Annotated in this window: 19 protein-coding genes; 5 read left to right on the top strand and 14 right to left on the bottom strand. The window is 70.7% G+C overall.

All coding sequences use genetic code 11. The features are described 5' to 3' along the window. Positions 1-31: 31 nt before the first annotated feature. The 8 genes from cysS to GXW74_RS07235 all read right to left on the bottom strand — a co-directional run bounded on the left by cysS (position 32) and on the right by GXW74_RS07235 (position 8,913). Complete coding sequence (gene cysS, locus GXW74_RS07270) at positions 32-1,543, bottom strand: cysteine--tRNA ligase (protein ID WP_211845812.1); 1,512 nt, start codon at positions 1,541-1,543, stop codon at positions 32-34. 141 nt (positions 1,544-1,684) lie between these two features. Next, positions 1,685-3,019 (bottom strand): glutamate--tRNA ligase, encoded by a 1,335-nt coding sequence (gltX, locus tag GXW74_RS07265; RefSeq protein ID WP_211845811.1) that lies wholly within the window; start codon positions 3,017-3,019, stop codon positions 1,685-1,687. Next, positions 3,016-3,324, bottom strand: coding sequence for a hypothetical protein (locus GXW74_RS07260; RefSeq protein WP_211845810.1), 309 nt, complete (start codon positions 3,322-3,324; stop codon positions 3,016-3,018). The genes gltX and GXW74_RS07260 overlap by 4 nt, the downstream gene beginning before the upstream one ends. Beyond that, positions 3,321-3,704, bottom strand: coding sequence for a hypothetical protein (locus GXW74_RS07255; RefSeq protein WP_211845809.1), 384 nt, complete (start codon positions 3,702-3,704; stop codon positions 3,321-3,323). Before GXW74_RS07255 ends, GXW74_RS07260 begins: the two co-directional genes overlap by 4 nt. After that, positions 3,701-5,371, bottom strand: coding sequence for an NAD+ synthase (locus GXW74_RS07250; RefSeq protein ID WP_211845808.1), 1,671 nt, complete (start codon positions 5,369-5,371; stop codon positions 3,701-3,703). Before GXW74_RS07250 ends, GXW74_RS07255 begins: the two co-directional genes overlap by 4 nt. Before the next feature lie 34 nt (positions 5,372-5,405). Continuing rightward, positions 5,406-6,299 (bottom strand): DMT family transporter, encoded by an 894-nt coding sequence (locus GXW74_RS07245; RefSeq protein WP_211845807.1) that lies wholly within the window; start codon positions 6,297-6,299, stop codon positions 5,406-5,408. Continuing rightward, positions 6,299-7,441, bottom strand: coding sequence for a beta/alpha barrel domain-containing protein (locus tag GXW74_RS07240; RefSeq protein ID WP_211845881.1), 1,143 nt, complete (start codon positions 7,439-7,441; stop codon positions 6,299-6,301). Before GXW74_RS07240 ends, GXW74_RS07245 begins: the two co-directional genes overlap by 1 nt. A gap of 92 nt (positions 7,442-7,533) precedes the next feature. Then, entirely contained in the window at positions 7,534-8,913 is a 1,380-nt protein-coding gene (locus GXW74_RS07235) for a class II 3-deoxy-7-phosphoheptulonate synthase (RefSeq protein WP_211845806.1), read from the bottom strand. 158 nt (positions 8,914-9,071) lie between these two features. Between GXW74_RS07235 and GXW74_RS07230 the strand changes: the two genes are divergently transcribed. Continuing rightward, the gene (locus GXW74_RS07230) at positions 9,072-10,235 is read left to right on the top strand and encodes a serine hydrolase domain-containing protein (protein WP_211845805.1); all 1,164 of its coding nucleotides are present in this window, start codon (positions 9,072-9,074) and stop codon (positions 10,233-10,235) included. Positions 10,236-10,263: 28 nt separating this feature from the next. Here the strand turns inward: GXW74_RS07230 and GXW74_RS07225 are convergent, their stop codons facing one another. Beyond that, positions 10,264-11,493 carry an MFS transporter gene (locus GXW74_RS07225; protein WP_211845804.1) on the bottom strand — a complete coding sequence of 410 codons (1,230 nt, stop codon included), beginning with the start codon at positions 11,491-11,493 and terminating at the stop codon, positions 10,264-10,266. A 10-nt stretch (positions 11,494-11,503) separates the two neighbouring features. Next, positions 11,504-12,883 carry a glutathione-disulfide reductase gene (gene gorA, locus GXW74_RS07220; protein ID WP_211845803.1) on the bottom strand — a complete coding sequence of 460 codons (1,380 nt, stop codon included), beginning with the start codon at positions 12,881-12,883 and terminating at the stop codon, positions 11,504-11,506. A gap of 104 nt (positions 12,884-12,987) precedes the next feature. Here gorA and GXW74_RS07215 point away from each other — a divergent pair, with 104 nt between their 5' ends. Further along, positions 12,988-13,887 (top strand): tetratricopeptide repeat protein, encoded by a 900-nt coding sequence (locus GXW74_RS07215; protein ID WP_211845802.1) that lies wholly within the window; start codon positions 12,988-12,990, stop codon positions 13,885-13,887. Here the strand turns inward: GXW74_RS07215 and GXW74_RS07210 are convergent. From GXW74_RS07210 to GXW74_RS07200, 3 genes are read right to left on the bottom strand one after another with little or no spacing between them, the layout of a single operon-like run. After that, positions 13,833-14,192: a VOC family protein gene (locus GXW74_RS07210; protein ID WP_338148171.1), complete on the bottom strand. Its 360-nt coding sequence runs from the start codon at positions 14,190-14,192 to the stop codon at positions 13,833-13,835. The genes GXW74_RS07215 and GXW74_RS07210 overlap by 55 nt on opposite strands. A 23-nt stretch (positions 14,193-14,215) precedes the next feature. Further along, the gene (locus GXW74_RS07205) at positions 14,216-14,671 is read right to left on the bottom strand and encodes a MaoC family dehydratase (protein WP_338148170.1); all 456 of its coding nucleotides are present in this window, start codon (positions 14,669-14,671) and stop codon (positions 14,216-14,218) included. Then, positions 14,668-16,146, bottom strand: coding sequence for an NAD-dependent succinate-semialdehyde dehydrogenase (locus GXW74_RS07200; RefSeq protein WP_246523018.1), 1,479 nt, complete (start codon positions 16,144-16,146; stop codon positions 14,668-14,670). Before GXW74_RS07200 ends, GXW74_RS07205 begins: the two co-directional genes overlap by 4 nt. Positions 16,147-16,264: 118 nt before the next feature. Between GXW74_RS07200 and fahA the strand changes: the two genes are divergently transcribed. The 3 genes from fahA to GXW74_RS07185 are packed head-to-tail and all read left to right on the top strand — an operon-like array spanning position 16,265 to position 19,317. Next, on the top strand, positions 16,265-17,560 hold the full coding sequence (gene fahA / locus GXW74_RS07195; RefSeq protein WP_211845801.1) for a fumarylacetoacetase: 1,296 nt from the start codon (positions 16,265-16,267) through the stop codon (positions 17,558-17,560). A 24-nt stretch (positions 17,561-17,584) separates the two neighbouring features. Further along, positions 17,585-18,373, top strand: coding sequence for a cyclase family protein (locus GXW74_RS07190; RefSeq protein ID WP_211845800.1), 789 nt, complete (start codon positions 17,585-17,587; stop codon positions 18,371-18,373). A gap of 5 nt (positions 18,374-18,378) precedes the next feature. Next, the gene (locus GXW74_RS07185) at positions 18,379-19,317 is read left to right on the top strand and encodes a tripartite tricarboxylate transporter substrate binding protein (RefSeq protein ID WP_211845799.1); all 939 of its coding nucleotides are present in this window, start codon (positions 18,379-18,381) and stop codon (positions 19,315-19,317) included. A gap of 156 nt (positions 19,318-19,473) precedes the next feature. On the opposite strand, the gene GXW74_RS07180 is transcribed toward GXW74_RS07185, so the two are convergent. Beyond that, positions 19,474-19,788, bottom strand: coding sequence for a hypothetical protein (locus GXW74_RS07180; protein WP_211845798.1), 315 nt, complete (start codon positions 19,786-19,788; stop codon positions 19,474-19,476). Positions 19,789-19,811: the final 23 nt, after the last annotated feature.

Genomic DNA, 19,811 nt, shown 5'->3' with positions numbered 1-19,811 from the left:
CGAGGTGATGCGGCTTCCCACGGGCGGAAGGTCAAGCGCGGCGCCAGGTGGTGCCGGCCGGACCGTCCTCCAGCACGATGCCCTGGGCCTTGAGCTCGTCGCGGATGCGGTCGGCCTCGGCCCAGTTCTTGGCCTTCCTCGCGGCGAGGCGGGCGGCGATGGCGGCGTCGATGTCAGCCTCCTCGTCATGCTGGCCGCTTGCCACGGCCTGACCCTGCAGGTGTGACACCTGCGCCGACAACATCGCACCCGGAACTGCTGCGTCGGCCCGAGGTGCCCGTCCTTTCAGCCAGTCATCGGCGTTCCAGGCAGCGACACCAAGTACGCCCGCCGCTTCACGAAACGCCTTGGCCGCGACCCCCGGCGCCGGCGGCACCGTCAGACGCGCGCGCTCCATCGCCACGGCGGGTGAACCGCCGACCGTCACCGCATTCTCCAATGTGCGCAGATCGCGCAGCCTGGCCAGCGCCAGTGGTGTGTTGAGGTCATCGAGCAGCGGCGCGACCGCCCAGTCGGCAAGCTGCGACGCAATACCACCGCCGGGCGCGGCCGGCGCGCGCGACAGCATGGCGTAGTGGTCATCGAGCTCCGCCTTCGCCTCCTCGAGCCCCGCCATGGTGAAGTCCAGCGCCTGCCGGTAGTGCGTGCGCAGCAGCAGCAGGCGGAAGGCCTCACCGAAGCGCCAACCCTTGTCGAGGATATCGCGCACCGTCATGAAGTTGCCGAGCGACTTCGACATCTTCTCCCCGTCCACCAGCAGCATGCCGTTGTGCATCCAGTAGTGGGCGAAGCCATGGCCGGGGAAGGCGCAGACGGATTGCGCCACCTCGTTCTCATGGTGCGGGAAGATCAGGTCGTGGCCGCCGCCATGGATGTCGAACTCCTCTCCGAGGTGCTTCCACGACATGGCGGAGCATTCGATGTGCCAGCCCGGACGGCCGCGGCCCCAGGGGCTGTCCCAGCCCGGCGTCGCGTCGTCGGAGGGCTTCCACAGCACGAAATCGCCGGCGTCGCGCTTGTAGGGGGCGACATCCACCCGCGCGCCGGCCAGCAGCTCGTCCGGCGAACGACCGGACAGCTTCCCGTAGTCGGCGAAGGACGGCACGCTGAACAGCACATGGCCATCGGCGGCATAGGCGTGGCCATTGGCGATCAGGCGCTCGATCAGCGCGATCATCTCCGCGATGTGCTGCGTCGCGCGGGGCTCCACATCCGGCGGCAGGGCGCCGAGTGCGGCCATGTCGCGGTGGAAATCCTCGGTCGTGCGGGCGGTGATGGCGCCAATCGGCTCGCCGCTCTCGCGGCTCCGCGCGTTGATCTTGTCGTCCACGTCCGTGATGTTCCGGACGTAGGTGACGCGCGGGTAGATCCGCCGCAGCAGCCGCGCCAGCACGTCGAACACCACGACCGGCCGGGCGTTCCCGAGATGCGCCAGGTCGTAGACCGTCGGGCCGCAGACATACATCCGCACATGGTTCGGGTCGATCGGTTCGAACCTGCGCGTGGTGCGCGCGGCGCTGTCATGGATGAAAAGATCGGTCATGGCGGTCCGGCGGCGGGATGGGGTGTCGTGCAGGCGCGCGGGGAAGGCCCTTCCCCGAATGGGCGGTTCAGCGACAGAGCGCGAGCGCGCGGAGCCTGGACGCAGACATGGCCTTCTTCATGCCCGGTCCGGGCGCGCGGTTCAAGCGCCGGCTGACAGCCGCAGGCGCACGGCCGCCCTCTCCCGCCCGATCAGCGGCAGCAGCGTGCCGAGGTCCGGGCCCTGCTCCTCCCCTGTCAGGGCCAGGCGCAGCGGGTGGAACAGCGCCTTGCCCTTGCGGCCGGTCGCTTGCTTCAGCGCACCGGTCCAGGCCGACCAGGTGGCGGCGTCCCAGGGTTCGGGCGGCAGGGCAGCCAGCGCGGCATGGAGGAAAGCCCCCTCCCCCTCCTGCACCGGCGGGACGATGGTGCCACGCACGATGTCGAACCAGGGGCGCGCTTCCCGCATCAGGTCGAGGTTGCCGCGCACCGCCAGCCACCAGGCCTCGTCCGCACCCTCGGGCAGGCGGTCGCGCACGGCGTCGAAGGGGGCCTCGTGCAGCACACGGCGGTTCAGCGCCAGAAGCTGACGCATGTCGAAGCGTGCGGTGGCGTGGGAGACGCGGCCGATATCCCAGCCCGGCGCGAGATCCTTCGGCAGCCCCGGCACCGGATCGGCCGAGGTGCCGAGCGCCGCCAGGTAGCCCGTCAGCGCCGCCGGCTCGATGCCGTCCTTGCGCAGATGCCGCAGGGAGACGGACCCGAGCCGCTTGGACAGCGCCCCGCCTTCCTCGTCCGTCAGCAGCGGCAGGTGGCCGAAGGTCAGCCGCGAGGCGTCGCCGCCAAGAGCCTCGAAGAGATCGAGCTGGATGCCGGTGTTGGTGACGTGGTCCTCGCCACGGATGATGTGGGTGACGCCCATCTCCAGATCGTCGACGACCGAGGTGAAGGTGTAGAGTGGCGACCCGTCCGCGCGGACCAGCACCGGGTCGGAGATCGCCGTCAGCTTCACGCTGCGGTCCCCCAGCACCAGATCCTTCCATCCGACCGTCCGCGCGGAGAGCCTGAAGCGCCAATAGGGCTGCTTGCCGTTGGCGATGGCGCGCCCGATCTGCTCGGGCGTCATCTTCAGCGCCTCGCGATCGTAGAGCGGCGGCTTGCCTTCGCGGCGGCGGCGTTCGCGCTTGTAGGCGAGTTCCTCCTCGGTCTCGAAGCAGGGGTAGAGGCGCCCGGCGGCCTTCAGCCGTTCCGCCGCGGCGGCGTAGCGGTCGAGCCGGTCCGACTGCGCCACGCGCTCATCCCAATCGAGGCCGAGCCAGTGCAGGTCCTCCTCGATCGCCTCGGCGAATTCGGGCCGAGAGCGTTCGAGGTCGGTGTCGTCCAGGCGCAGGATGAAGCTGCCGCCATGGCGGCGCGCAAGCAGCCAGTTGGCCAGCGCCGCGCGGGCATTGCCGACATGCAGAAGGCCCGTCGGCGACGGGGCGAAGCGGAGTTTCATCGGTTGGGATCGAGCGCCTGATAGTCGGTGTCCGCCTTGCGGGCGGCGGGGTTGGCGATGCAGTGCGCGAGCCAGGCTTCCAGTTCGAAGCCCGGCGCGATCGCGTATTCGCCGAAGGTCATGAAGGCCTGCCTCAGCGCCTCCGCATCGGCGTATTCGGGGCGGAGGTGCTCGACCTGGTCACGCACGAAGCGGCGGGCGTATTCGGCGGCGTCCTCCGCGGTGCGGAAGCCGTCCACGCTCCATTCCTCGTCAGGGTCCATGTAGGTGGCGAAGTCGCCGCACAGCACCTGGAAGGTGCTCACGGCTCGTCCTCCACCTCGTCCTCGTCCCGGCGAGGGTCGAGAACGCGCCAGTTGCGGTCCTCGGCGTCGCGCACCGGGGTGTCTGCGAAGTCCTTCAGCTCGCTGCGGCTGACCCAGGCATCGTCGCCGGCGCCGAGCACCTCGGCGTCCTCGCCATAGGCGAACCAGGCGTCGAGCACCGCCTTCGCATCCATGCCCGGCGCGCGGCAGCGTTCCACCGAATCACGCACGTAGCGGCGGGCGAAGGCGTTGGCGTGCTCGATGCTGAGGAAGCCGGTGACGGTCTCGACAGGGTCGGAGCCGCTGGCGCCGGACAGGTCCATGATCTGCACCGCATAGTCGCCGCGCGGGAAGATGTCGGCCTCGAATTCCTCGCTCATTTGATCAGCGCCGTGAAGCCATTGGTGATGGGGTAGCGCCGGTCGCGGCCGAAGGCGCGCGGCGTGATCTTCACGCCCGGGGGCGCCTGCCTGCGCTTGTATTCGGCGCGGTCCAGCAGCTTCCACACGCGCAGCACGATGGCGCGGTCATGCCCTTCGGCGACCAGCGCATCGACCGATTTCTCGCCTTCCACCAGGCCTTCCAGGATGGCGTCCAGCACCGCATAGGGCGGCAGGCTGTCCTCGTCCTTCTGATCGGGGCGGAGTTCCGCCGAGGGCGGCTTGGTGATGACGCGCTCGGGCATCACCGCGCCCCGCGGGCCAAGCACCCCGGCCGGCATGTTCGCGTTCCGCCAGCGGCAGAGCGCGAAGACCATCGTCTTGTAGACATCCTTCAGCACCGAATAGCCGCCGGCCATGTCGCCATAGATGGTGGCGTAGCCGGTCGACATCTCGGATTTGTTGCCGGTGGTCAGCAGCATGTCGCCGAACTTGTTGGACAGCGCCATCAGCGTCACGCCGCGGATGCGCGACTGGATGTTCTCCTCGGTGATGTCGGGCGGGCGGTTGCCGAAGGCCGGCGCCAGCATGCCGGCGAAGGCCTCCATCGCCGGGCCGATGCCGATGGTGTCGTAGCGGATGCCGAGCAGGCGGGCGCATGCCGCCGCGTCTTCCAGGCTCTCGCGGCTGGTGTAGGGGGATGGCATCATCACCGCCCGCACGCGGTCCGGCCCCAGCGCATCCACCGCGACCGCTGCCGACAGCGCGGAATCGATGCCGCCGGACAGGCCGAGCACCACGCCGGGGAAGCCATTCTTCCCGACATAGTCCCGCAGCCCGAGCACCATCGCCGCATAGACCTGCCCGAGCGTGTCGGGCGGCGGCACCACGGCGCCGGGCACGCAGACCAGCCTCTCCCCCTCCCGGCGCCACTCCGTCAGGCGCACCTCCTCGGCGAAGCTCGGCAGCAGCGCGGCAAGCGAGCGGTCCGGGTTCAGCACGAAGGAGGCGCCGTCGAAGACGATCTCGTCCTGCCCGCCCACCTGGCCGAGGAAGACGAAGGGCAGCCCGGTCTCCACCACCCGCGTCACCGCGAGCGGCAGGCGCTGGCGGTCATGCTTGTCGGCCTCGAAGGGGGAGCCGTTGATGGAGAGCAGGATCTCGGCGCCGGTCTCGCACAGCGTCTCCGCGACCGTGGGCAGCCACCAATCCTCGCAGACCATCAGCCCGATGCGGAAGCCGCGGAAGGGCACGGGGCCGGGCGCGGGGCCGGCGTCGAAGACACGCTTCTCGTCGAAGACGCCGTAGTTCGGCAGCTCATGCTTGGCGCGGCGCGCGGCGATGCGCCCACCTTCGAGCAGGAAGGCGGCGTTGTAGAGCTTGCCCCCGTCCTGCCAGGGGCCGCCGACGATCAGCCCCGGCCCGCCATCGGCGGTCTCGGCGGCGAGCGCGGCGATGACCTCGGTGCAGGCCGCGACATAGGCGGGCTTGCGCACCAGGTCCTCGGGGAGGTAGCCGCCCACCGAGAATTCCGGCGTGACGACGAGGTCGGCACCGAGCCGCGCCCCCTCCGCCCGCGCCCGGCGGATGCGCGCCGCATTGTCGGTCAGCGCCCCCACATGGGTGGTGTTGATCTGCGCCAGCGCGATCTTGAGGGTGTCGGCCATGATGCGCGGAACCTAGGGAGAGGGGGAGACAGGGTCAACGCGCCCGACCGATCCCGACCAGCATCCCGGCCGAAACCAGCAGCACCGCAAGGATGGCGAGGGGCGACAGCGCCTCTCCCAGCAGCGGCCAGGCGGTGATGGCGACCAGTGCCGGCACGGCGGCGCCGATCATGGTGGTCGCCGCCGGCCCCAGCGCGGCGACAGAGCGCGTGTAGAGGATGCCGGCGATCACCGCCGCCCCTGCCCCCTGGAACGCCGCCTGGGACAGGATGACCGTCCAGGACGCCGTCGCCATCCCGGAGGGCAGTGCGAGCCACCAGATCGGCAGGTAGACCGGCGCCGCCAGGAGGCCCAGCGCAATGGTCGTGTCGAACGCCGGCAGCGCCCAGCGCTGCACCAGGAGCGTATAGACCGCCCAGCTCGACACCGCCGCGAGGAAGAGCAGGTCGCCTCGCCACGCTCCGGCCCAGTTGCCTCCCGTCGCGACGGCCAGCAGCAGGCTGCCCAGGATGATGACGGCGAGGCTGGCCAGCCGTCGCCCGGACACGCTCCCCTGCCCCACCGCCAGGCCGAGCAACGCCGTGACCGCCGGCAGCCCGGCCGCCATGACGGTCGCACCATGCGCGGCGGGCGCGAGCTGATACCCCGCATAGGCCCCGATCGGGAAGCCGAAGCCGGCGAAGACCAGGATCGCCGGCAGCCGCCGTGCCGCGATCCGCGGCAGGCCGCGCATCGCGGCGATCGGCAGCACGCACAGGAAGGCGCCCCCGTAGCGCAGCATCGCGACGTCCCAGGGGGTCAAGCCGTCCCGCACGATGAAGCGCGAAACCAGGTGAAAGCTAGTCCAGACCAGCAGCAGCAGCCAGGCGCAGATCCAGCCGATGAGCCGCTCCCGGAGCGCCTCCTCCGCCGTCGGCGGGACGGGCACTAGCCCCCTTCCCCGCCCTTCCGCCTCGCGCCGTTGCGCCGCAGCAGGAACTCGCGCCCGACCTTCACCCGCGGCGTTCCATCATAGTCGACGATATCGGCCGTGGCGTAGGTCTCGGACCAGGCATCGGGGATGAAGCTGCCGGTCCCGACCACGTCGATCGGTGCGCGGGCTTCCGCCATGACGCGGCACTTGCCGACGCCGAAGCCGGAGGAGGCGATGATGCGCACCTTCGGGAAGCCGGCCTTGTCCAGTTCCTCGCGCATCTTCCAGATGGCGGCGGCCGAAACGCCGGTGCCGACCAGATGGCGGAGCTCCGTCTCGCTGCGATAGCGCCGGATCGCGCCGGGCGCATGGCGTTCGAGCACGGCGTAGGATTCCGCCGGGTCGAGGCTTTCCAGGAAGCGCCCGCCATGGGTGTCGAGCCGCACAGCGAGCCGCCCCGCCGCCGCAAGCTCCGGGAAGCGGCGCGCCACCGCGAGCCCGTCCGTCACCTCCCGCCCGAAATAGTCCACGAGGACGGTCAGCGGATCGTCCGGATAGGTCTCGTGGAACATCTCGGCGGCGCGCAGCGTCGTGCCGGCGTAGCCGATCAACGCATGCGGCATGGTGCCGTAGCCGGCCTTCTGGCCGAACCAATGCGCCGTCGCGTCGTTGGCGTTGCCGATAAAGCCCTTGGCCCCTTCCGCCTGCGCCGCGCGGCTGCCGACGGCGGCGGCGTAGGCCATCATCTCCTGCATCTCGGCGCCGGCGCAGTGCCGCGCCTCCATCGCCAGGAAGGCGACCTGCGGCAGTTCCAGGCACATCTGGTAGGCGTTGTGTGCGGCGACGCAGGCCGCGCCCAGCTTCTGCAGCAGGATGGTCTCGAGGTCCGACAGGCCAACGAGCGACCCGGTGACGTAAAGCAGCGGGTCACCGGCGCCGACCCATTGCCCTTCCTCGTGCATCACCTCGATGCGCACATCCATGCCGCGCGCGGCGGCGACCGCGCGCAGCCAGTCCAGCATCAGCCGCGGCGCGCAGACGACCGGGCGGCGCAGGAACACCGCATAGGTCACCCGCGTGTCGCCGAAGCGCGCGACGATCGCCTTGGTGCGGTTGAAGTAGCTGTCGGTGCGGGCGGTGATCACCGCGTCGTCGATGTCCGACGGCGCCGCGGCGGTGGCATTCCGCCGTGGCGTGCCCGTGGCGAGCGCCGCGCCAAGCGCGGCGCCGCCGAGCGCGGGCGGCTTGTTCACTGCGCCGCCTGCGCCGGTGTCGCCTGGCCGGCGGCCTTGCGGGCCTTGAGCTCCTCGGCGATCAGGAAGGCGAGTTCCAGCGACTGCTCGGCATTGAGCCGGGGGTCGCAGGAGGTGGCGTAGTTCGCCGAGAGGTCCGTCTCGCTCAGCCGATGCGCGCCGCCGAGGCATTCCGTCACGTCGCTGCCGGTCATCTCCACATGCACGCCGCCGGCGGTGGTGCCCTCGGCCTCGTGCACGTCGAAGAAGCCGCGCACCTCGCCCATGATGGCGTCGAAGACGCGCGTCTTGTAGCCGGCGACGGTGGTGGTGTTGCCGTGCATCGGGTCGCACAGCCACACCACGTTGCGCCCGGCCTTCTGCACCGCGCGCACCAGCGGGGCGAGCTTCGCCTCGACCTTCTCCGCCCCCATGCGGGAGATGAGCGTGAGCCGCCCCTTCTCGTTCGCCGGGTTCAGGATCTCGGTCAGGCGGACCAACTCGTCCGCATCCATGGACGGCCCGACCTTCATGCCGATCGGGTTCTTCACGCCGCGGAGGAATTCCACATGCGCCCCGTCCGGCTGCCGCGTGCGGTCGCCGATCCAGAGGAAATGCGCCGAGCAGGCATAGCTGTCGCCGGTGGTGGAATCCGTGCGGGTCAGCGCCTGCTCATAGGGCAGCAGCAGGCTTTCGTGGCTGGTGTAGAACTCGGTCTCGCGGACCTGCGGCAGGTCCGACATCCCGCAGGCCTGCATGAAGTTCAGCGTCTGGTCGATGCGCGTCGCCAGGTCCGTGTAGCGGTCCGCGAGCGGGCTGCGTGCCACGAAGCCGAGGTTCCAGCGGTGCACATGATGCAGGTCCGCATAGCCGCCGGTGGCGAAGGCGCGCAGCAGGTTCAACGTACCGGCCGACTGCATGTAGGCGAATTCCATGCGCGCCGGGTCGGGGATGCGGGCCTCCGGCGTGAAATCCGGGCCGTTGATGATGTCGCCGCGATAGGAAGGCAGGGTGACGCCGTCCTTCGTCTCAGTGTCGCTGCTGCGCGGCTTGGCGAACTGCCCGGCCATGCGGCCGAGCTTCACCACCGGCAGCCCGCCGCCGAAGGTCAGCACCACCGCCATCTGCAGCAGCACGCGGAAGCTGTCGCGGATGATGTTGGCGGTGAAGTCGCCGAAGCTCTCGGCGCAGTCGCCGCCCTGCAGGACGAAGGCTTCACCGTCGCCGGCGCGTGCGAGCGCCGCCCGGAGGCGCCGGGCCTCGCCTGCAAAAACCAGCGGGGGAAATCGCGCGATCTTCCCTTCCATCGCGGCGAGCGCCGCATGGTCGGGATATTCCGGCACCTGCCGGATCGGCATCGCCCGCCAGGAATCCGGGCTCCAGCCTCGCGCGGTCATTGTCTGGCACTCTCCTCCATGGAAGTCGGCCACCTTAGCCTCGCGGCAGGGGATGGGGGAAGCGGCGAGGCCGTGCGAGGGTGGCAGAGCGGCCATGTAATGCCGCCGGGCCGCGCAGCCCGGCGAGCGCGCGGCCGGGCGATGAGGGAGGCGAGGGGATGAGGGGTCAGGACGAGGTCGCGCTGCGGATGCAGGGGGCGGTGCAGGCGGGGGACCTGCCCGGGATCGTCGTTGCCGCGGCCGGCCGGGACGAAGCGGGTTTCGTCGAGGGCTTCGGCGTCCGCCGCCTCGGCGCCCCCGAGCCCATGGCGCCGGACACGGTGGTCTGGATCGCATCCATGACCAAGGCGGTTACGGCGGTCGCGGCGATGCGGCTGGTCGAGGCAAAGCGCCTGTCGCTCGACGCGCCGGCGGCCGAGCTGCTGCCCGAGATCGGCGAGGTGCCGGTGCTGGACGGCTTCGACGCCGCGGGCCAGCCCGTGCTGCGCGCCCCGGCGCGTCCGGTCACGCTGCGCCACCTGCTGACCCATACCTCCGGCTTCTCCTATGAGATGTGGAGTTCGGCGACGATCAAGGCACGCAAGGCGCTCGGCCTGCCGCCGATGACCAGCGGCAGGCGCACCGCGCTGCACCTGCCGCTGCTGTTCGACCCGGGCGAGGCCTGGCACTACGGCATCGGCCTCGACTGGGCCGGGCGGATGGTCGAGGCCGCGACGGGGCAGCGGCTTGGCGTGCACTTCGCGGAGACGATCTTCGCGCCGCTCGGCATGGCCGATACCGGCTTCCGCCTGACCGAGGCGATGCAGGCCCGGCGCGCCAGCATCCATGCGCGCGGGCCGGACGGGGCGCTGGCGCCGACCGAGATGGTGATCGAGCAGAACCCGGAGTTCGAAAGCGGCGGCGGCGGGCTGTATTCGACGGCGCGCGACTACCTGGCCTTCGCGCGGATGATCCTGAATGGCGGGCGCCACGGCCGCGAACGCCTGCTGAAGCCCGAGACGGTGGCGATGATGGCGCAGGACCAGATCCCTCGCCTGACGGTGCAGCCGATGGTCTCCGCCATGCCGGCGGCGACCAACGACGCGGATTTCTTCCCCGGCCTGCCCTGCGGCTGGGGGCTGTCCTTCCTGGTGAACAGGCGGCCGAGCCCGCAGGGGCGCTCGGCCGGCGGCCTGGCCTGGGCGGGGCTGGCGAACACCTACTACTGGATCGACCACGGGCGCGGGACGACGGGGATATTCGTCTCCCAGGTGCTGCCCTTCTTCGATGCCAAGGCGGTGGGGCTGTTCCGGGCGTTCGAGGCGACGATGAACGGGGCCTGACCAAGGGGGTCGGCGGCCGCGCAAATGCTCACTCTGCCGGGGCTGCCGCGTCCACCACCCGCCGCCGCGGACCGGCCTCGCCGGGCAGCAGCAGGGCCGCGGCCAGCATCAGCCCTGTCAGCACAGCCAGGATCGCATAGAGGGTCCCCGCCCCTCCCCCGGCCTCGCCATAGGCCCAGGCGACCAGCCCCACCCCGATCGGCGCCGCCGCGAAGCCCATCGCAAACTTGATGCCGAAGGCGAGGCCCCGGCGGCGGCCGGAGGAATACCGCGCCAGCAGCAGGTTCTCGACGGGTGCCGACATGTCGAAGGTGAAGCCGATGATGACCGCGAGCAGCACCGCAACCGGCCCGCCCGACAGCGCGGCCATGGCCAGCGGCACCAGTTTCAGCGCGAATGTCCCGGCATAGAGCCACTTGAACGGCAGCCGGTCCGCCAGGCGCCCGCCGACCAGTTGGCCGACGCTGCCCATCAGCAGCGCGACGCCGACGATCAGCCCGAGCCGTGCCGCATCCTGCGCATCGAGCGACAACGTGTCGGAGAACCATTTGGGGAGCGCCGTACTGAAGGCGGCATAGACGATGGACCCCAGCGAGAAGGTCACGGCCAGCACCGCGAGCACGGCGAAGGGAGCGCGCTCATCCTCCGTGGCCGAGGACGCGCCGGGCAGGGGCGCAGCATGGGCGGCGGCGGCGGCGACGCGGCCGGACGCGATGGCGACGATCAGCCAGGCGCCGCCGGCCATGGTCAACACACCGGGGACGATCATCGCCGCCCGCCAGCCGCCAATCGTCGCGAGGCCGCCCGCGATCACCGCCGCCAACGCCACGCCTATGCTGCCCGCGATGCCGAGATAGCCCATGATGCGGCCACGGATATGGACCGGCGCGGTCATCGACACCCAGGCCATGCCGACAGGGTGGTAGATCGCGCCGAAGAGCCCGATCGCCGCCAGCGCGACCGCCATGCCGGACGGGCCGGCCACGAAGCCCGCAGCGACCGACGACGCGCCGATGCCGAGGTAGAACACCGCCATCATCCGGGCATGGCCGATGCGGTCGGCCAGCCAACCCGCCAGCGGCGCGCCGAGACCGATCAGCATCGCCCCCAGCGTCCACAGGCTGATGATCTCGGCATAGGGGCGGTCCCAAACGGCTTCCAGCAGCACGGCGAGCGTCAGGAACAGCCCCGTCAGGACATGGTGCCAGAAATGCCCGGCCGACGCGAAGAGGACGACGAGCCGCGCTTCACGCGTCACCTGCCCGGCCCTACTCGGCCGCTTCCTGCACGCCGGCGACCCGCGTGCGGGTGCGCAGCGTGACGAATTCCTCCGCCGCCGTCGGGTGGATGCCGATGGTGCGGTCGAAGTCCTGCTTGGTCGCGCCCATGGCGACGGCGATGCCGATGCCCTGCATGATCTCGGCCGCATCCTCGCCGAGCATATGGGCGCCGAGCACCTTCTGCGTCCGCTGGCAGACCACCAGCTTCATCAGCGTCCTGCGGCCCTCGCGCTTGCTGATGGTGTGGCGCATCGGCGTGAAGCGGGTGACGTAGACATCGACCGGCCCGCGCGCGGCGGCCTCGGCCTCGGTCAGCCCGACCGTGCCGATCGGCGGCGTCATGAAGACCGCGGTCGGGACGTTCTCGTAGGAAACCTTCCGCGGGTTCCTGCCGAACAGCGTGTCGGCCAGCGCATGGCCGACCGCGGTCGCCATCGGCGTCAGGTTCACGCGGTCGATCACGTCGCCGATCGCGTAGATGTGCGGCTGGCTGGTGCGATGCTCCTCATCCACCTGGATGGCGCCGCCGGCGTCGACCGCGATGCCCGCCTTGTCGAGCCCGAGCCCCGCCGTGTTCGGCGCGCGTCCGGTGCAGAAGAAGACCGCATCGGCTTCCTTCATGAAGCCGTTGGACAGCGAGACCATGAGGTGGTCGCCGAGATGCGTGATGCGGGTGGGCGTCACATCCGGATTCAGGCGGATGCCGTTCGCCGCGAGCGCCTCGGCGGCCGCGGCGCGGATGTCCTCGTCGAAGCCTCGCAGCGGCAGGGCGGCGCGGTAGAGCAGGTCCACCTCCGCACCCAGGCCGTTCAGGATGGAGGCGAATTCGACCGCGATATAGCCCCCGCCGATCACCACCGCGCGCTTCGGCAGCGCCTTCAGCGTGAAGAGATCGTCCGAGACCAGGCCGAGTTCCGCGCCCGGAATGTCGAGGCGCGTCGGCGTGCCGCCGGTGGCGATGACGATACGCTCCGCCGTCACGCGTGTCCCGCCGACATCGAGGGTATGCGCATCGAGGAAGGTCGCGCGCCCATCGAAGGAGGTCACGCCGGCGCCGGCCAGCAGCTTGCCGTAGATGCCGGACAGCCGCGCCACCTCGGCATCCCGCGCGGCGGCGAGCTTCGCCCAGTCATGCGCCCTGTGGTGGCGCTGCCAGCCGAAGGCCACCGCATCCTCGGCCCAGGCCCCGTATTCCGCGGCGTTGACCATGATCTTCTTCGGCACGCAGCCGACATTGACGCAGGTGCCACCCCAGAAGCGTTCCTCGGCCACGCCGACCCGGGCGCCGTGCCCGGCGGAGATGCGCCCGAGGCGCACGCCGGCGGAGCCACCGCCAATGACGAAGAGATCGAAATCAAAGGCGGCCATGGGCAGTGCGCTCCTGTCTTTGCGGCGCAGCATATCGGGTTGAACCCGCCGCGCGCCAACTCGCCATAATTGCGAATCATTCGCATTTCGGCTAGACGCGCCTCATGTTCCACCGCCGGCGTCCCGTCCGCGTTCCGCGCCCCGTCGTCTCGCCCGCCGCGATCCGGCAGGCGAGCCCGGAACACCTCGCCGCCGTCTTCGCCGCGCCGCCCGAGGAGGCCGCCCCCTGGGTCGAGGCCGCCGCGAAATACGGCATGCCGCGCGCGATGGTCTTCTGGGGACATTTCCTCCTCGACGGCCTGGGGGGGGTCACGCAGGACCGCGCCGCGGCATGCGAATGGTTCCGCATCGCCGCCACCGCCGGCGAGGTCGAGGGCATGAACATGCTGGGCCGTTGCCTGGAGAATGGCTGGGGCACCGCCGTCGACGAGGCCGAGGCAACGCGCTGGTTCCGCCGCGCCGCCGAGCGGGGCTTCGATTGGGGGCAGTACAATGTCGGCAACATGTATCTCCAGGGCCGTGGCGTGCCGGAGGACCGCGCCGAGGCGCTGCGCTGGTACCGGGCTGCCGCCGCGCAAGGGCACGCCAAGTCGATCAACATGGTCGCGCGCTTCCTCGAGGAGGGCTGGGAAGGCCCGGTCGACCCCCAAGGGGCGGCGCGGCTCTACGCGCTGTCAGCCGAGCGCGGGGATTTCCGCGGCCAGTTCAACCTGGGCGCCCTGCTGACCGCGGAAGGCCGCATCGACGAAGCCGCACACTGGTTCCGGATGGCCGCACAGAACGCGCATGAGACGTTCCGGCGCGGCATGGTCGAGCGGCTCGCGGCGCGGCCGGAACCGGAGTTGCGGGCGATCGCGGGGGAGATCAGGGAGAGCCTTGCCCTCCCCGAACCCCACCCACCCAAGGCCCAAGGCCATTGGAAGCCACTGCTTGGCGCCGGGCGCCGAGGTCAGGACACCGGCGAGCAGAGTTCCACCAGCGCACCATTGATGTCGCGGACATAGCCGAGAACCTGGCCCCAGGGCTTCTCCCTGGGGGGCATCAGCGGCACGGCACCGGCCGCCACGGCATGGGCGAAGGCGGCCCCGACATCCTCGGTGACCAGGGCGATCTCCATGGCGGGCGGCGTCTCGCCGGGACGGGTGCGCCGGAAGGTCGCACCCTGCTCATCGATCAGTGATTCGGCGACGAAGGCGAGCGCCGTCGCGCCGGTCTCCATCTCGCCATAGCTGCCGCTGTCATGGACGAAGCGCGGCGCCAGGCCGAGGGCGGTCGTGCAGAAGGCGACCGTCGCCGCCAGATCCGGCACGTAGTGGATGACATAGCCGAGCTTCAGGATGCGGGCCGCCGTGGTACGACGATGCGCACGGTGAAGACCTGCACGTCCTCCCCGCGCTGGTTCAGGGTGCGATTGCGCATCAGCGCCGTCCCGCGGTCGGGGCGGGAGCGGGAGGGCGTCACCTCCAGCACCTCGATCTCCAGCGAGAGGCTGTCTCCGGGGCGCACAGGGCGCGGCCATTGCAGTTCGCCACCGCCGCCGATGATGCCGCCGGCGATGTTGCCGGCCGCCTCCAGTACCAGCGGCATGGTCAGCGCGGCGGTGTGCCAGCCGCTCGCGGCCAGGCCCTGGAACAGCGGATGCGACTTCGCCGCCTCAGGATCGGTGTGGAAGGGCTGCGGGTCGTAGCGGCTGGCGAAGTCGATGATCTCGGCCTCGGTGACCGTCACCGGGCCGGCGGTGAAGCGCCGGCCCACGGTCAGGTCATCGAGGTAGATCGGCTCGCTCACGTCCCGATGCCGCCGATCGCGAGATACTTGATCTCGAGGTACTCCTCGATGCCGTGGCTGCTGCCCTCGCGGCCGAGGCCGGACTGCTTGAAGCCGCCGAAAGGCACCTCGGCGGTGGAGATGATGCCCTCGTTGATGCCGATGATGCCGTATTCAAGGGCTTCCGCGACACGGAAGATGCGGCCGACATCGCGGGCGTAGAAGTAGGAGGCGAGGCCGAATTCCGTGTCGTTCGCGAGCTGGATCGCTTCCTCCTCCGTCTTGAAGCGGAACAGCGGGGCGACCGGGCCGAAGGTTTCCTCGCCGAAGATCTTCGCGCCACGCGGCACGTTGGCGAGCACGGTCGGCTCGAAGAAATTGCCGCCGCGGGCATGGCGCTTGCCGCCGGTGACGATCGTCGCACCCTGGGCGAGCGCATCGGCGATGTGCTCCTCGACCTTCGCGACCGCGTCGGCGTTGATCAGCGGGCCCTGGGTCACGCCAGGTTCCATGCCCGGGCCGACCTTCAGCCCCTCGACGGCTTCCTTCAGCTTGGCAGCGAAGGCATCGTAGACGCCGTCCTGCACCAGGATCCGGTTGGCGCAGACGCAGGTCTGGCCGGTGTTGCGGTACTTCGACGCCATCGCGCCCTGCACGGCGGCGTCGAGATCGGCATCGTCGAAGACGATGAAGGGCGCATTGCCGCCGAGTTCCATCGAGGTCTTCTTGATGGTCGCGGCGCATTGCGCGAGCAGCACGCGGCCGACCTCCGTCGAGCCGGTGAAGGACAGCTTGCGGATGATCGGGTTGCCGGTGAGTTCCTTGCCCGTCTCGCCGGAGGGACCGGTGATGACGTTGCACACGCCCGCCGGCATGCCGGCACGTTCCGCCAGCACGGCGATCGCCAGCGCGCTGAACGGGGTCTGCGAGGCCGGGCGGATCACGCCAGTGCAGCCCGCGGCCCAGCCCGGGCCGGCCTTGCGCGTGATCATGGCCGAGGGGAAGTTCCACGGCGTGATCGCCGCGAAGACGCCGATCGGCTCCTTCGTCACCAGGATCCGCCGCCCCTTGGCGTTCTGCGGAATGGTCTCGCCATAGATGCGACGGCCCTCCTCGGCGAACCACTCGATGAAGGAAGCGGAATAGACCACCTCGCCCTTCGCCTCGGCGAGCGGCTTGCCCTGCTCCGCCGTCATGATGGCGGCGAGGTCGTCGGCATTCTCATGCATCAGGCGCGCGAGCCTGTGCAGGATGACCGCGCGGTCCTTCGCCAGCATCGCGCGCCAGGCGGGCCAGGCGGCGTTGGCGGCCTCGATGGCGCGGCGCGTCTCGGCCTGGCCCATGGCCGGCACGTTGCCGATCACCTCGCCGCTCGCCGGGTTGCGGACGGCGATGGTCTTGCCGCCATCCGCCTGGACCCAGGCCCCGTTGATGAAATTGGCCTGCCGGAACAGGTCGGGATCCTTGAGCGGCAGCTTCGCGGTGACGTCGAGCATGCGTCCCTCCTCTTGCAGGCGCGCACCATAGGCGCGGGGCGCCGCCCTGTCAGCCGGGCCGCCTTGCCATGCGGCGTGATGCCGGCATGATCCCCCCAACACCAGGAGGAAACGCAGCATGGCCGCGCGCGACGCGACTCACGATCCCGCGCTCAGGAGCTGGGTCGCCTCGGCGCAGGCGCCGGGCAGCGACTTCCCGATCCAGAACCTGCCCATCGGCATCTTCGACCGGCCTGGCGAGCCGGCGCGCGGCGGCATCGCGATCGGCGATGCGGTGCTCGACCTGCGCGCCGCCCGCGACGCCGGGCTGATCGCCGGGGATGCCGCGGATGCGGCCGTCGAACCCACGCTCAACCGCCTGATGGGGATGGGGCGGCCGGCCTCCGCCGCGCTGCGCCGGCAGGTTTCGGCGCTGCTGGCCGAGGGCGCCTCCGCCGCGTCGCTCGCCGAGCGCATCCTGGTGCCGATGCGCGCGGCGCGGATGCGCCTGCCGGCGCAGGTCGCGAACTTCTCCGACTTCATGGCGAGCTACGACCATTGCGCCCGCCTCGGGGTGCGGCGGGACCCGAGGAACCCGCTGCCGCAGGCCTTCCGGCACCTGCCGGTCGCCTATCATTCGCGGGCGAGTTCGGTGCGCGTCTCCGGCGAACCGGTCACGCGCCCTCATGGCCAGTGGCAGGCGCAGGACGGCGCCATCCGCTTCGGCCCGACCGAGGCGCTCGACTACGAGCTGGAGCTCGCCATCTGGATCGCCGGCGAGAACGCGCTCGGCACGCCGGTGCCGATGTCGCGCGCGCCCGATCGCATCTTCGGCTACGGCCTGCTGAACGACTGGTCGGCGCGCGACATCCAGCGCTGGGAGATGCCGCCGCTCGGCCCCTTCCTGGCGAAGAGCCTGTCCACCAGCGTCTCCCCCTGGATCGTCACGGCCGAGGCGCTGGCCCCCTTCGCGGTCGCCGCCCCGGTGCAGGATCCGCCCGCCCTGCCCCATCTCGACAGTGCCTGGAACCGCGCGAAGGGTGCGCTCGCCATCCGCATGACGGCTGCGATCCTGACGCCACGCATGCGCGCGGAAGGCGCCGCGCCCTTCACGATCACCGACACGCAATTCGCGCGGATGTACTGGACCACGGCGCAGATGGTGACGCACCACGCCTCCAACGGCTGCAACCTGCTGCCGGGCGACCTGCTCGGCAGCGGCACCGCCTCGGGGCCGGAGGACAGCGCCCGTGCCTGCCTGGCCGAGATCGGCCTGACCGGCCCCGTCACGCTGCCGACCGGCGAGACGCGCCGCTGGCTGCAGGATGGCGACGAGGTGATCTTCCGCGCCCGCGCCGAAGCCGAGGGCGCCGTGCCCATCGGCTTCGGCGAATGCCGCGCCGTCGTCGCCCCCGCCATCGCCTGGCCCGACTGAACGAGCAGGAAGAGGACACGCCCCATGCCGCGCCGCATCGTCGACATCTCGTCCCCGCTCATGGCCGGGATCGCGAGCGACCCTCCGCGCATGCTGCCGGAGATCGACTACCTCGACCACCACGCCACCGCGCCGGCCATCGCGCAGGAATTCGGCATTCCGGTGGATGCGCTGCCCGAGGGCGAATACGCCGCCGTCGAGCGCGTTCGCATCAGCACGCACAACGGCACGCATCTCGATGCGCCCTACCACTTCTTCTCGCGCATGAACGAGCGCCTGGTCCCCGGCGGCGAACCGTCCTGGAGGATCGACGAGGTGCCGCTCGACTGGTGCTTCCAGCCCGCGGTGAAGCTCGATTTCCGCCATCTCGCCGACGGCTACGTCGCGACGGAGGAGGATGTGCGGCAGGAGCTCGCGCGCATCGGCCATGTGCTGAAGCCGCTTGAGATCGTGGTGGTGAACACGCGTGCCGGCAGCCGCTACGGGCAGGACGACTACATCCATTCGGGCTGCGGCGTCGGCAAGGCCGCGACGCTGTGGCTGCTGGAGCAGGGCGTGCGCGTGACCGGCACCGATGGCTGGTCCTGGGACGCGCCCTTTTCCCTGACCAAGAGGAAGGTGGAGGAGACCGGCGACGCCTCGCTCATCTGGGAAGGCCACCGCGCGGGGCGCGAGATCGGCTACTGCCACATGGAGAAGCTGAGCAACCTCGACGCCCTGCCGGCGGATGGCTTCATGATCGCCTGCTTCCCGGTGAAGGTGCATCGCGGCTCGGCAGGCTGGACCCGCGCCGTCGCGATCTTCGAGGAGTGAGGGCCATGCGCCGCGCCCTCCTCGCCCTCGCGCTGCTTGCGCCGACGGCTGCGCTCGCCTTTCCCGACCGGCCCATCACCATCGTGCTGCCCTATGCGCCGGGCAGCGCCTCCGACGCCTATGGCCGCGCGCTCGGCGAGCATTTCACGCGCGTGCTCGGCCAGCCGGTGGTGCTGACCAACCGCGACGGCGGCTCGGGCGTCGTCGGCATGCGCTCCGTGGCGCAGAGCGCGCCCGATGGCCACACCCTCGGCCTGACGCCGGTGACGCCGGTGGTGGTGCAGCCGCACATGGTGCGCAACCTCGGCATCGGGCCGGAGAGCTTCGCCCCGGTCTGCGGCACCAATGAAAACGTGCTCGGCGTGCTGGTGCGCACCGACAGCCCGGTGCGCGATCTGCCAGGCCTGGTCGCGGAAGGCCGGCGCCGTGCGCTGACCTACGGCAGCCCGGGGCCCAGTTCGCTGCCGCAGCTTGCCGTCTTCCGCGTGCAGCGCGCGACCGGCGTGGAATTCAGCCACATCCCCTTCCGTGGCGATCCGCCTCACCTGAACGAGCTGCTCGCCGGCCGGCTCGATTTCTCCGCCGCCGTCGTCGCCTCGGCGAGCGGGCTGATCGACGCGGACCGGCTGCGGCTGATCGCGGTGTTCTCCGCCCGCCGGCATCCGGACTACCCGAACGTGCCGACCGCGCGCGAACAGGGGATCGACGCGCAGCAGCTCAGCCAGGTCGGACTCTACGCACCGCGCGGGACGCCCGAGCCGGTGCTGGCGCAGCTTGAGCAGGCCTGCCGGACCGGCGTGGAGGACGAGGCCTTCCGGCGCGTCGCGGCCGCGCGGCGGGTGCCGGTGAACTTCATGTCGCGCGCCGATTTCACCGCCATGGTGAACAGCGAATACGAGGCCTACGGCCGGATCCTGCGCGAACTTGGCGTGCAGCCGGAATGATGCCGCAGCGCCTTGCCGGCGCCCCCGGTCATCGTCGGGGCGCACGGCATCGGAGTGCAGGGATGGCGTGGCGGCCGCGCACCAAACGAAGACGCATGCGCAGCCGTCCGGAAGCCTGGCCGCGATGAGAAGCGGGAAGTGGAACCGAGGCGGATGTCAGGCACCCTGCCAGATCACATGCCCGCGCAGGGCCGGCGGATCGGACCGCGTCCAGCCCTTCCCCTCGGCATAGGCCTTCATCGCCTCGAACCCCGCGCGCCAGTCGGGAGAATCCGCCAGGCCCGACGCCGCGATCAGCCATTCGACCGACACCCAGGCATGCCCGCTGCCCTCGAAATCGAGCATTCCCCCATGCGCCGCCGCGAGCGCCGGCAGCGCCTCCGGCTGTGCGGCGACGATCACGCTGAAGCGGCGCAGATCTGCCGCCTCGGCGAGGCGCGGCGCCTCGCCCGGAATCACATGCACCTCCACGCCCGAACACTCCTCTCAGCAAG

Origin of the sequence: Neoroseomonas eburnea, assembly GCF_018129005.1 — a bacterium.
Lineage (GTDB): Bacteria > Pseudomonadota > Alphaproteobacteria > Acetobacterales > Acetobacteraceae > Neoroseomonas > Neoroseomonas eburnea.
This window is presented reverse-complemented; position numbering and strand designations above follow the sequence as displayed.

Coding starts and splice junctions, on each gene's coding strand:
- cysS (WP_211845812.1), bottom strand. CDS start 1,543: ATGACCGATCTTTTCATCCATGACAGCGCCGCGCGCACCACGCGCAGG.
- gltX (WP_211845811.1), bottom strand. CDS start 3,019: ATGAAACTCCGCTTCGCCCCGTCGCCGACGGGCCTTCTGCATGTCGGC.
- GXW74_RS07255 (WP_211845809.1), bottom strand. CDS start 3,704: ATGAGCGAGGAATTCGAGGCCGACATCTTCCCGCGCGGCGACTATGCG.
- GXW74_RS07250 (WP_211845808.1), bottom strand. CDS start 5,371: ATGGCCGACACCCTCAAGATCGCGCTGGCGCAGATCAACACCACCCAT.
- GXW74_RS07235 (WP_211845806.1), bottom strand. CDS start 8,913: ATGACCGCGCGAGGCTGGAGCCCGGATTCCTGGCGGGCGATGCCGATC.
- GXW74_RS07230 (WP_211845805.1), top strand. CDS start 9,072: ATGAGGGGTCAGGACGAGGTCGCGCTGCGGATGCAGGGGGCGGTGCAG.
- gorA (WP_211845803.1), bottom strand. CDS start 12,883: ATGGCCGCCTTTGATTTCGATCTCTTCGTCATTGGCGGTGGCTCCGCC.
- GXW74_RS07215 (WP_211845802.1), top strand. CDS start 12,988: ATGTTCCACCGCCGGCGTCCCGTCCGCGTTCCGCGCCCCGTCGTCTCG.
- GXW74_RS07200 (WP_246523018.1), bottom strand. CDS start 16,146: ATGCTCGACGTCACCGCGAAGCTGCCGCTCAAGGATCCCGACCTGTTC.
- fahA (WP_211845801.1), top strand. CDS start 16,265: ATGGCCGCGCGCGACGCGACTCACGATCCCGCGCTCAGGAGCTGGGTC.
- GXW74_RS07190 (WP_211845800.1), top strand. CDS start 17,585: ATGCCGCGCCGCATCGTCGACATCTCGTCCCCGCTCATGGCCGGGATC.
- GXW74_RS07185 (WP_211845799.1), top strand. CDS start 18,379: ATGCGCCGCGCCCTCCTCGCCCTCGCGCTGCTTGCGCCGACGGCTGCG.